The 11775-nt window shown below is 62.8% G+C and carries 8 protein-coding genes; 4 read left to right on the plus strand and 4 right to left on the minus strand.

Features of this window, described 5'->3' with window-relative positions:
• Nucleotides 1-3: 3 nt before the first annotated feature.
• The 4 genes from V8352_RS12480 to V8352_RS12495 all read left to right on the plus strand — a co-directional run bounded on the left by V8352_RS12480 (nucleotide 4) and on the right by V8352_RS12495 (nucleotide 5771).
• Nucleotides 4-2847, plus strand: a complete 2844-nt coding sequence (locus tag V8352_RS12480) for a molybdopterin oxidoreductase family protein (RefSeq protein WP_336424624.1) — start codon at nucleotides 4-6, stop codon at nucleotides 2845-2847.
• 205 nt (nucleotides 2848-3052) lie between these two features.
• Nucleotides 3053-3826: a 4Fe-4S dicluster domain-containing protein gene (locus V8352_RS12485; protein WP_336424625.1), complete on the plus strand. Its 774-nt coding sequence runs from the start codon at nucleotides 3053-3055 to the stop codon at nucleotides 3824-3826.
• Nucleotide 3827: 1 nt separating this feature from the next.
• Nucleotides 3828-4706: a dimethyl sulfoxide reductase anchor subunit family protein gene (locus V8352_RS12490; RefSeq protein ID WP_336424626.1), complete on the plus strand. Its 879-nt coding sequence runs from the start codon at nucleotides 3828-3830 to the stop codon at nucleotides 4704-4706.
• A gap of 144 nt (nucleotides 4707-4850) precedes the next feature.
• Nucleotides 4851-5771, plus strand: coding sequence for a calcium/sodium antiporter (locus V8352_RS12495; RefSeq protein WP_336424627.1), 921 nt, complete (start codon nucleotides 4851-4853; stop codon nucleotides 5769-5771).
• Between the two features lie 95 nt (nucleotides 5772-5866).
• On the opposite strand, the gene rpsA is transcribed toward V8352_RS12495, so the two are convergent.
• The 4 genes from rpsA to V8352_RS12515 form a co-directional block, all read right to left on the minus strand.
• The gene (gene rpsA, locus V8352_RS12500) at nucleotides 5867-7549 is read right to left on the minus strand and encodes a 30S ribosomal protein S1 (protein ID WP_336424628.1); all 1683 of its coding nucleotides are present in this window, start codon (nucleotides 7547-7549) and stop codon (nucleotides 5867-5869) included.
• Between the two features lie 453 nt (nucleotides 7550-8002).
• Nucleotides 8003-8614 carry a (d)CMP kinase gene (gene cmk / locus V8352_RS12505; RefSeq protein WP_336424629.1) on the minus strand — a complete coding sequence of 204 codons (612 nt, stop codon included), beginning with the start codon at nucleotides 8612-8614 and terminating at the stop codon, nucleotides 8003-8005.
• A 184-nt stretch (nucleotides 8615-8798) separates the two neighbouring features.
• On the minus strand, nucleotides 8799-9809 hold the full coding sequence (locus V8352_RS12510) for a PAS domain-containing protein (RefSeq protein WP_336424630.1): 1011 nt from the start codon (nucleotides 9807-9809) through the stop codon (nucleotides 8799-8801).
• Nucleotides 9810-9929: 120 nt separating this feature from the next.
• The gene (locus V8352_RS12515; protein ID WP_336424631.1) at nucleotides 9930-11093 is read right to left on the minus strand and encodes a trans-sulfuration enzyme family protein; all 1164 of its coding nucleotides are present in this window, start codon (nucleotides 11091-11093) and stop codon (nucleotides 9930-9932) included.
• Between the last annotated feature and the right edge of the window lie 682 nt (nucleotides 11094-11775).

Raw genomic sequence — 11775 nt, forward strand, 5'->3', positions numbered from 1 at the left:
CCCGTGACGCACCGCCAACCTGACCTAGAGCTCAGCCCGCCCGTCTCGGACGAGGTTCGCCGCACGACCTGCTATATGTGTGCCTGCCGCTGCGGCATCGACGTGCATATGAAAACGGGTTCCGATGGCAAGAAACGTGTCGCCTATATCGACGGCAACCGGGATCACCCGGTCAACAAGGGCGTGCTTTGCGCCAAGGGCAGTGCCGGGATCATGCAGCATAATTCGCACGCGCGCCTGCGCGCGCCGCTGCGCCGGGTCGGCCCGCGCGGATCAGGCGAGTTCGTGGAGATCAGCTGGGACGAGGCGCTTTCGCTGGCCACCGACTGGTTGGCACCGCTGCGGGCCGAGGCTCCAGAAAAGCTGGCGTTTTTCACGGGCCGCGATCAATCCCAGTCCTTCACCAGCTACTGGGCGCAGAATTTCGGCACACCGAATTACGCAGCGCATGGCGGCTTTTGCTCGGTCAACATGGCGGCGGCGGGCATCTATACGATGGGAGGCGCATTCTGGGAGTTCGGCAGCCCTGACTGGGAGCATACCAAGCTATTCATGCTCTTTGGCGTGGCCGAGGATCATGACAGCAACCCGATCAAGATGGGTATCGGCCGCATCAAGGCGCGCGGCGTGCGGGTGATCGGCGTCAATCCGATCCGGTCGGGCTATAACGCCGTGGCCGACGATTGGGTCGGCATCACGCCCGGCACCGACGGGCTGTTCATCCTCGCCCTCGTGCATGAGCTGATGAAGGCGGGCCGCATCGATGTCGACTACCTGTCGCGCTATACCAATGCGCCGGTCTTGGTAAACGGCGATCCCAAATCGCCCGAGCATGGCCTCTTTCTGCGCGACGCAGAGGGCAAACCGCAGGTCATCGACCGCAACACCGGCAAACTGGACGCCTTCGATGCCAAGGGTATCCGCCCCGATCTGCACGCCACCCACCGCGCGGCAGGTGTCACGCACCGCCCGGTCATGCACCTGATGGCCGAGCGCTACCTCGATCCGTCATACGCCCCCGAGGCGGTGGCCGAGCGCTGCGGCCTGACCCCGCAGAAGATCAAGGCGATCGCGGCCGAGCTGGCGCGCGTCGCCTTTGACGAGGCATTCACGCTGGACCGGACATGGACCGATTTCCGGGGCGAGACGCACCAGACCATGACGGGACGCCCCGTCAGCTTTCACGCGATGCGCGGTATTTCCGCCCATTCCAACGGGTTTCAGACGTGCCGCGCGTTGCATATCCTGCAAATCCTTCTCGGCACGGTCGAGGTGCCGGGCGGGATGCGGTTCAAACCGCCCTATCCCAAGCCCGCGCACATCCACCCCAAACCGCATAGCAAAAGCGCGCCGGGCACGCCGCTTGACGGCCCGCATCTGGGCTATCCCGCCGGGCCCGATGATCTTTGCCTCAAAGAGGACGGCACGGCTGCCCGCATCGACAAGGCGTTCACCTGGGAAAACCCGCTGAGCGCGCATGGCCTGATGCATATGGTCATATCGAATGCCCATGCGGGTGATCCCTACAAGATCGACACGCTTTTTCTCTACATGGCGAACATGGCGTGGAATTCGTCGATGAACGTGGGCGGCGTCACCCGAATGCTGACGGACACGGACGCCAATGGCGAGTATGTCATCCCGCGCATCATCTATTCGGATGCCTATAGCAGCGAAATGGTGGCCTATGCCGACCTGATCCTGCCCGATACCACCTATCTGGAGCGCTTTGACTGCATCAGCCTGCTCGACCGCCCCATCAGCGAGCCGAACGCCGCCGCCGATGCCATCCGCTGGCCCGTGGTAGAGCCGGACCGCGATGTGCGCGGCTTTCAGTCCGTGCTCTGCGATCTGGGCGCGCGGCTGAATTTGCCGGGTTTCGTGACCCAAGACGGCGGACAGAAATACGCCGATTATGCCGATTACATCATCAATCATCAGCGCAAGCCGGGGATCGGACCGCTGTCGGGCTGGCGCATGGGGGCGAGCGGCCTCACGCATGGCCGCGGCGGCCCGAACGCGGCGCAACTGGACAGCTACATCGAAAATGGTGGCTTCTGCGTCCAGCACATCCCCGAAGAGGCGCATTACTACAAGCCGTGGAACATGGCCTATCAGCATTGGGCCGTCAGCATCGGCATATTCGACGCGCCTCAACCCTACATCTTCGAGCTTTACTCCGAACCGCTGCGCCGCTTCCAACTGGCCGCCGAAGGACATGGCGACCGCCAGCCCCCCGAGGCCCTGCGCGAGCGCATCAAGGAGGCGATGGATCCATTGCCCATCTGGTATGCCGCGCTTGAGGACGGCCATGTCGATGAGGCCCAATACCCCCTCCATGCGCTGACACAGCGCCCGATGGCGATGTATCACTCTTGGGGCTCGCAAAACGCATGGCTCAGGCAGATCCACGGGCACAACCCCCTCTACCTGCCGACGCGCCTCTTCGAGCAGCATGGCTTTGCCGATGGCGATTGGGCGCGCGTCACCTCGGCCCACGGCGAGATCACCGTTCCGGTCGCCCATATGGCCGCGCTCAACCCCCATACCGTCTGGACGTGGAATGCCATCGGCAAGCGCAAAGGCGCCTGGGCATTGCGCGATGGCGCGCCCGAGACGACCAAGGGGTTCCTCTTGAACCACCTCATTCATGAGCTGCTCCCGCCCAAGGGCGACGGCTTGCGCTGGTCCAACTCCGATCCGGTGACAGGACAAGCCGCCTGGTTCGACCTGCGGGTCAGGATCGAAAAGGTGCCCGCCCCGGCGGAGGCGCAGCCCACGATGCCGCGCATCACGTCGCCCATCGGGCAGGGGCCGGAAAAACTGGCATGGAAGGTAGGAAAATGAGCGGACCGCAGCGTACCCTTTTGATCATTCTCGCTTTCGTCGCGCTCATCCTTGGCTCGTTCATCTGGTTCATCGCCACATGGGATGCCAGCGAACGCGCGCCTGCGGCCACCCTCAGCGCCCCGCTTCTTCTTGCGGAAAGTATCCCGGGGTCCGGGGCAGCGCCCCGGTCCGCCATTCCCCAAGCCGCACAAGTGAGGCTCTGATGACCGCCCTCCCGCAAAAGACCGAGCGGAAGCTGGGCCTTGTCATCGACCTCGACACATGCGTCGGCTGCCATGCCTGCGTCATTTCCTGCAAGGGCTGGAACACCGAAAACTATGGCGCCCCCCTCAGCGATCAGCGCCCCTATGGCGCGGATCCGTCAGGCACCTTTCTCAACCGCGTCCACAGCTACGAGGTGCAACCACTGGCGACCTCGACCGCACCGCAGCCTGAGGCGCAACTGGTCCATTTTCCCAAATCCTGCCTTCACTGCGAGGATGCGCCCTGCGTCACCGTCTGCCCGACCGGCGCCAGCTACAAGCGCGTCGAGGACGGCATTGTCCTCGTCAACGAGAGCGACTGCATCGGCTGCGGCCTCTGCGCCTGGGCCTGCCCCTACGGCGCGCGCGAGATGGACGCAGAGGAAGGCGTGATGAAAAAATGCACTCTTTGCGTCGATCGCATATACAACGAAAATCTCCCCGAGGAGGACCGCGTACCCGCCTGCGTGCGCACCTGCCCGGCCGGGGCGCGGCATTTTGGCGATCTGGCCGACCCCGACAGCCACGTGAGCCAGCTTACGGCGCAGCGGGGCGGCTTTGATCTGATGCCCGAGCAGGGAACGAAGCCGGTCAACAAGTATCTGCCTCCGCGCGCCCGAGATCAGTTGGACACGGCGCCGCAGGTAGACATCCTCGCCCCCTTCCTCGATACACCGGTGTCAGAGCCCGCGGGTTTTATCGCCTGGCTCGACCGCGCTCTTTCCAAGGTCTGACATGCATCCCGCCCCGTCCGTCATCATCTTTACCACGCTTTCAGGGCTGGGCTTCGGCCTGCTTTTCTGGCTGGGTGCGGGCCTTATCACGCCGACAGGCTGGGTCGCCTTTGCCTTCTTTGCAATCGGCTATCTTCTGGCCGTTGGCGGGCTTGCGGCCTCCACCTTTCATCTCGGCCACCCCGAGCGTGCCCTCAAGGCGTTCACCCAATGGCGCACCAGCTGGCTCAGCCGCGAGGGATGCGCGGCGGTGGCGGCCCTGATCGTCATGGCGCTCTATGGCGCGGGCCTCGTCTTTTTCGATCAGTGGTGGGCGCCGCTGGGCTGGCTTGGCGCGGCGCTGTCGCTTGGCGTGACCTTCACAACCGCGATGATCTACGCCCAGATGAAGACCGTGCCGCGCTGGCGCACATGGCTGACGCCGGCACTGTTTCTAACGGTCTCCCTTGCTGGAGGCGCGCTTCTGGCGGGCCAGGTGACGCTCGCCATCGTCCTTCTGCCCATTGCGGCACTCGTCCAGATTGCCTGGTGGGTGCGCGGCGACGGTGCGTTCGCGCGCGCGGGCACCGATCTCAAGACCGCCACCGGCCTTGGCCCCATCGGAACCCCACGCGCCTTCGAGCCGCCCCATACGGGGACCAACTACCTATTGCGCGAGTTTGTCCATGTTGTTGGCCGCCGCCATGCGCAAAAGCTGCGGATGATCGCCTTCATTCTGGGGTATGTCCTGCCTGTCATGCTGCTCGGCCTGCCCGGCGGGCACCTGACAGGGGGGCTGGCCGTGCTCAGCCATATCATTGGGATCGCCACCTCGCGCTGGCTCTTTTTCGCGGAGGCCGAGCATGTCGTCGGTCTCTACTACGGCAAACGTCGGGCCTGACGCCCTCGGTTCATCTTGGCAAAAATACTCATCCGTGCCTGATCACACCGCAGATCATATCTATTTCGCGCCTCGTCTTGCGGTGGTGCGTGCGCACCCTCACTTGCAGTCGCAGTGCAAAAGCTAACCCAAGGATCCCCCTACATGGACTATCTCTACGTCGCCCTCGGGCTGATCGGTCTCTTTTTCGGCGGTGACGCGCTGGTGCGGGGGGCGGTCGGATTCGCGCGGCGCATGGCGATCTCGCCGCTTCTGATCGGCTTGACCGTAGTTGGCTTCGGCACCTCGACGCCCGAGCTTCTGGTTTCGGTCGATGCCGCCTTGGGCGGGGTGCCGGACGTCGCGCTGGGCAACGTCATCGGATCGAACATCGCCAACGTGCTGCTGATCGTGGGGGCGACGGCCCTGATCTGGCCGATCACCGTGGCGGGGGCGACGCTGCGGCGCGACACGGGTGTCATGGTTGCCGCATCCCTTGCCCTTGCGGCCATCTTTGCGCTGGGCGATGTGGGGCGGCTGGCTGGTGCGGTCCTGATCGCGGCGCTCGCGGGCTATCTCGTCTGGGCCTATGTGCAGCCCGGCGATGCCGCGCCTGACGAGGCGGATCTGCCACCGCCCATGCCCGTGCTGCGCGCGCTCTTGTGGCTGGCGGGCGGCCTTGTCGCGCTGCTCTTTGGGGCGCAATTTCTGGTCGATGGGGCCGTTGCCATCGCGCGGGACGCGGGCCTGTCGGAGGCGTTCATCGGGCTGACCATCGTCGCGGTCGGCACCTCGCTGCCCGAACTTGCGACTTCGGTCGTTGCCGCCTTTCGGCGCCAGTCGGCCATCGCCATCGGCAATGTCGTCGGATCGAACATCTTCAACATCCTCGGGATTCTCGGCGTCACCGCCGTCATCACGCCGATCCCGGTAGCGCCCCGCTTTGTGGGGTTCGACGTTCCGGTGATGATCGCCGCGTCGCTGCTGCTGACCGCGCTCTTGCTGATGCGCGCCAAGATCGGGCGTGTCATCGGCGCGCTGATGCTGGCGGGATATGCAGGCTACATCGTGCTTGCGCAGGGCTGACGCCTGCGCAGCTAGATCAATGAGAAAAAGCGCCCATGAAAAAAGGCCCCGCAGTTTCCTGCGGGGCCTTTCCGATTTCAAACTGCGCCGGTGGGTCAGTCTTTGTCCGACTTCAGCGCCGCGCCAAGGATATCGCCCAGCGACGCACCCGAGTCCGAGGAGCCGTACTGTTCCACGGCCTCTTTCTCTTCCGCGATCTCGCGCGCCTTGATCGACAGGCCCAGACGGTGCGATTTGCTGTCCACGTTGGTCACGCGCACATCGACCTTGTCACCGACCGAGAAACGGTCAGGGCGCTGCTCGGCACGGTCACGCGACAAGTCGGAGCGGCGAATGAAGGACTTCATGCCCTCATATTCCACTTCGATGCCGCCATCCTCGATCGAGGTCACGGTGACCGTGATGATCGAGCCGCGCTTCACGCCGCCAACTGCTTCGGCAAACTTGTCGCCGCCGAGGTTCTTGATCGAAAGCGAAATGCGCTCCTTGTCGGTGTCGACTTCGGAGACGACCGCTTGCACGACATCGCCCTTGCGGTAGTTCTGGATCGCGTCCTCGCCACGTTCGTCCCAGCTGATGTCGCTGAGGTGAACCATGCCGTCGATGTCGCCTTCGAGACCAATGAACAGACCGAATTCGGTGATGTTCTTGACTTCACCCTCGACCTCGGTGCCCTCGGGGTGCGTTTCTGCAAACACTTCCCACGGGTTGCGCATGGTCTGCTTGAGACCAAGGCTGACGCGGCGCTTGGCCTGGTCGATTTCCAGCACCATGACTTCGACTTCCTGCGAGGTCGAGACGATCTTGCCGGGATGCACGTTCTTCTTGGTCCAGGACATCTCGCTGACGTGGACAAGGCCCTCGACGCCCGGCTCCAGTTCGACGAATGCGCCGTAATCGGTGATGTTCGTGACGCGGCCGGTGTGGTTGGATTCCAGCGGATACTTGGCGGCGACCATGTCCCACGGATCTTCCTGCAACTGCTTCATGCCAAGGGAAATGCGGTGCGTTTCCTTGTTGATCTTGATCACCTGCACCTTGACGGTCTCGCCGATGGCGAGGATCTCGGAGGGGTGGTTGACGCGGCGCCATGCCATGTCGGTGACGTGCAGCAGGCCGTCCACACCGCCCAGATCGACGAATGCGCCGTACTCGGTGATGTTCTTGACGACGCCGTCGACATTGTCACCCTCGGTCAGCTTGCCGATGACTTCGGCGCGCTGCTCGGCGCGGCTCTCTTCGAGGATCGCACGGCGCGAGACCACGATATTGCCACGGCGGCGGTCCATCTTGAGGATCTGGAACGGCTGCTTGAGGCCCATCAGCGGGCCGGCATCGCGCACGGGGCGCACATCGACCTGCGAGCCGGGCAGGAACGCCACGGCACCGCCGAGATCGACGGTAAAGCCGCCCTTGACGCGGCCAAAGATGGCGCCTTCGACGCGCTCTTCTGCTGCATATGCCTTCTCGAGGCGATCCCATGCTTCTTCACGGCGGGCCATTTCGCGGCTGATGACAGCTTCGCCACGCGCGTTTTCAGCCGAGCGCAAGAACACTTCGACTTCATCGCCGACATTGATGTTCGGCTGCTCACCGGGATCTGCGAATTCTTTCAGATCGACGCGGCCTTCCATCTTGTAGCCAACGTCGATGATGGCCTGGCCCGCTTCTACAGCGATAACCTTGCCCTTGACGACTGTGCCCTCTTCGGGCGTGTCCATTTCGAAGCTTTCGTTCAGGAGGGCTTCGAACGCCTCCATAGATGTATCTTGAGCCATGTGGTCTCGGGATCCTTTTTACGGTTTTTTCGGGCCGTGCGGTTGTCTCCGCCGGTCTTGGGGTTTCGTTGGTCAGGCGTCTTGCAAACACGAATAAGAGCCGGATACACTCCGGCCCCTACTGGTAGGTCCATGAATACGGTCGGCCACTACAGACCCGCGTTCCTTTATAACGATGCGCCCGTGAGATCAAGGGAAACTGGGGGATTTAGGAGAACCGGGGATCTAGGGAAACTGTCCTGCGGTCGATTCTTTCGAATTGGGCGCTTACTGACCCCGGCATGTCGCCAAAACTTCACGTTTGGCGCTGCTACTTGTGAAATCACCTTGGATGGCTTACCGAATCGCTCCCCGGCTGTTGGGCTGGTCGCCGATAGTGGCCCGCAGCCCCCTTCGGAAGGGGCGCCGGTCTGCTTTGCCAATGCGTCTCAGATCGCCCTGCCAAGCGCGCCCTCATTTCTTCATGCGCGCCTCGGTAAGCTCGATGGCGCGGCGCACCGCCTCTTCGATGGTCAGTTTCGATGTGTCCAACAAAAGAGCGTCATCGGCAGGCTTTAGCGGTGCTGCGGCGCGCGCGCTGTCGCGGGCGTCGCGCTGGCGCAGATCGGCCAGCACGCTCTCATAGGTGACGTCGTGGCCCGTGCTGCTCAGCTCGGCCAGGCGGCGCGCCGCGCGAACCTCGTCGGAGGCGGTCACATAGAGCTTTACGTCCGCTTCGGGGCAGATGACGGTGCCGATGTCGCGCCCGTCCAGGACGGCGCCGCCCGAGCGCGCGGCAAAGGCGCGCTGAAAGTCGATCAGCGCCTGACGCACTTCGGGCAGGGCGGCGACGCGGCTTGCGGCTTGCCCGACCTCGGGGGTGCGCAGGTCCGGTGCCTTGAGGTCTTCGGGCTTGAGGTTCAGCGCGGCTTCAACGGCGCCCGCGCCGTCCAGCATTCGCCGCCCTGTGGCGCGATAGAGCAGCCCGGTATCGAGATGGGCGTAGCCGAAATGCGCGGCAAGCTGCCGCCCCACGGTGCCCTTGCCCGCCGCTGCCGGACCGTCGATCGCGATCGTGAATGCCATGCCAGCGTGCCCTTTGCAGTTTCGTTTCCAGAGGCGGCCCCCCGCGCACTCGGTAGTGCAAAGACGGTGGTGCCTCAAGCAAGGCGCGGGCGAAAATTGCCATGGGGCGCGACTCGGCTCGCCTCAGATGGGTATTTTTACCAGGAAAAGCCAATAGGGCGCGCGGAAATGTGAGAGGCGTCGATCAGTCGCCGTCAATCGGCAGGTTCAGCGTGACCACGAGGCCGCCCGGCTGCCAGTCGAAATGCAAAGCGCCATTGGAGGCAGTGATCAGTTTGCTCACGATGTCGGCGCCGCTTTCCTTGCTGGGCGGGGTGACGGGGGGGCCGCCAAGCTCGCGCCAGGTCATGTCGAATTTATTGTCCTCGCTCAGCGTCCAAGACAGTTCGATGCGGCCCGTGTCGCAGCCGAGGCTGCCGTGCTTGACCGAGTTGGTGGCCAGCTCGTGCAGGAGTAGGGTCAGCGACGTGACAACGTCGCCGGTCAGATCCACATCGGGGCCGTCGAACTTGACCTGCCGTTCGCCGAGGGGCGCATAGGCCAGAAGGAGAGTGCGGGCGAGATGTTCGAACTTCAGTTCGCGGGGACGCTCACTGGTGAGGGTGTCGAAATGTGTCTGGCCCAGGGTGACGAGGCGTTCGATCACCTTTTCGCTGTATTGCTCCGGGTCGGTTTCGTCGCGGCCCGTCATCTTGATCACGACGCTCATCACGTTGACGATGTTCTTCAGACGGTGCAGCAGCTCGGACGTGCGCAACTCAGCCGTCTGGCGTTCCTTGGCACGATTGACCGAGATATCAAGCTGCGAGCCGAAGCGGAAAATCAGTTGATCGTCTTGGTCAAAGATCGGGCCGATTTGCAGGGCGTTGATGAATTTCTCGCCGTTCTTTCGATAATTCACGATCTCGACCATCGTCACTTCGCGGCTGGTCATCGCAGCGCGAATTTCTTCGACGCTTTCGGGAGTTGTTTCAGGACCCTGCAGGAACCGGCAGTTTCGACCGATGATTTCGGCCTCTTCATAGCCTGTCAGGTCGCAAAAGGCCCGGTTGGCAAAGACGATGGGCTCGTCTGGCTTGCTCGGATCGCTGATGCAAAGGGGCAGGCGGCTGTGCCTGATCGCATGTGCGAATATGTCGTTTTCGCGGATCGTCTCGGGCGAGAGACTGATGGCGTCCTTGAGATCGAGAGACATGTCTACCGTGCCGAGTCAGTTACTAAGTCCGGCTTTATATGACCATCCAGCTTGGCAGGGCAAGTATCGTGCGCTGTTTGTTCTCGCATTTTCGCCACATTTGCGCCCATTCGGCACTCACTATCCCGACGCGCGGGTCAACGCCTGTTCGATATCGTCGATCAGATCCTGCGGATCCTCGATGCCGATGGAAAGGCGCAGCAGATTGTGATGTACGTCAAAGCCGGGGCCAGAAACGGTCTTGCGGTGTTCGATCAGGCTTTCGACGCCGCCGAGAGATGTGGCCGGATAGAAGAGGCGACAGTGGCGCGCGGTGTCGATCGCCGTCTGTTCATCGCCCTTGGTGATGATCGAAAGCATACCGCCAAAAAGGCCGCCTGTCTGGCGCAGCGCGACAGCGTGGCCGGGATGGGCGGGCAGGCCGGGGTAGAGCACCGATTGCAGCAGGGGATGCCCGTCGAAATGCCGGGCGATGGCGGTCGCGCTGGCGGTCTGACGCTCGATCCGAAGCATGAGAGTGCGCATGCCGCGGATCAGCAGCCATGCATCAAAGCTGTGCAGGATGGTGCCGTGCAGCATGCGCACAGAAGCGATTTCGTCCCACATCGCGTCCGGGTCGCGCACGGCAAGCGATCCGGCGGTGACATCGGAATGCCCGCCCAGATATTTGGTGGCCGAATGAAACGAGATATCGGCGCCCAGATCAAGCGCGCGGCATCCCGGCGGGGGCGTCGCGGTGCAATCGGTGACGAGGCGCGCGCCTGCGGCATGGGCGATCTCGGCGGCGGCGGCGATGTCGGTGACGGTCCAATCCGGATTGCTGGGCGTTTCGACCCAGACAAGGGCAGTGACGCCGGGGCGCATGACGGCGCGCATCGCATCCAGGTCGCCCACGGGGTGAAAATCGACGATGAGGCGCCCGGTGCCATGATGCTTGCGCAGCTGATGAAGGACGCCGTGATACATGACGCTGGGGGCCACCACATGCGCGCCCATCGGCAATGCCTCGAGCACGGCATTGGCCGCCGACATGCCCGAGGCAAAGAGAAGCGTGGAGGCCGCGCCCTCGATATCGGTGATGACGGCCTCGGCCAGTTGGGTCGTCTCGTTGCCATCGCGGCGATAGATATAGGGCTGTCGGGGGGCGTAATCGGGCCCTCGCGCATAGGTGGAAGAGGGCTGGATTGACGGGGTGACGGCGCCGGTGCGCTCCTCTACGTGGTGGAGGGCCTGCGCAAGGCGGGTGGCGGGCGACAGGGGCGTGTTGCGGCGGTCATGGCTCATGATCGGGTCTTTGCGGCAATGCCGGGCGGGACGCCTTCGGCGAGAGTATCGTTAAGTAAAAAGGTAATGTTTTTCAATGATATATTTCTGAATCTCGGTTTTAAGCCACTTTGTTTTAACTACGTTTCGATGCTCGCTGTCAATTGGACGCGTTGGTCTAACGTCACCGAGCTATTGAGGTTGATGTTGGCGCATCCCGCGTCTCTGGTGTCAACGGCGGAGTAAAATTCGCCCAACGTGCGGTGTATGATGAGCATACTGCACCCCTCATAAATGTCTGGTTTGCCGTGCATCCATATGGGAAGTGCGGACTCCCAGTTTTCCTGCCGCCCAGGTTTTTATCTGTGCGACCTGAGCCTTGAAGTGCAAGGGGCTTTTCCAACCCGAGGCTCAGTTTCCCATAAATAAAGCGCCATGCTTTGAAACTATCCGGCGCTTTCTTTCGTGACTGGGGCTTAGAGCACGCGCACTTTGGTGCGTGCCGCCACAAAATCGAAAGGTAAGACGATGAAAACACCTGCTCTTGTGACGTCCCTGATCGCGCTCGCTGCCACCCCGGCGCTTGCGAAAGAAAATGGTCCCTTCTCGTTCCGTGTGGGTAGTCGGGCGCACCGGTGCTTGAGCCGCTCCCATATTTCGTGCCTTCGGTAGGCGCGTCCGACGCGGAGACCTCAGCCATCGC

This window comes from Roseovarius sp. D0-M9 (assembly GCF_037083805.1).
Taxonomy (GTDB): Bacteria; Pseudomonadota; Alphaproteobacteria; order Rhodobacterales; family Rhodobacteraceae; genus Roseovarius.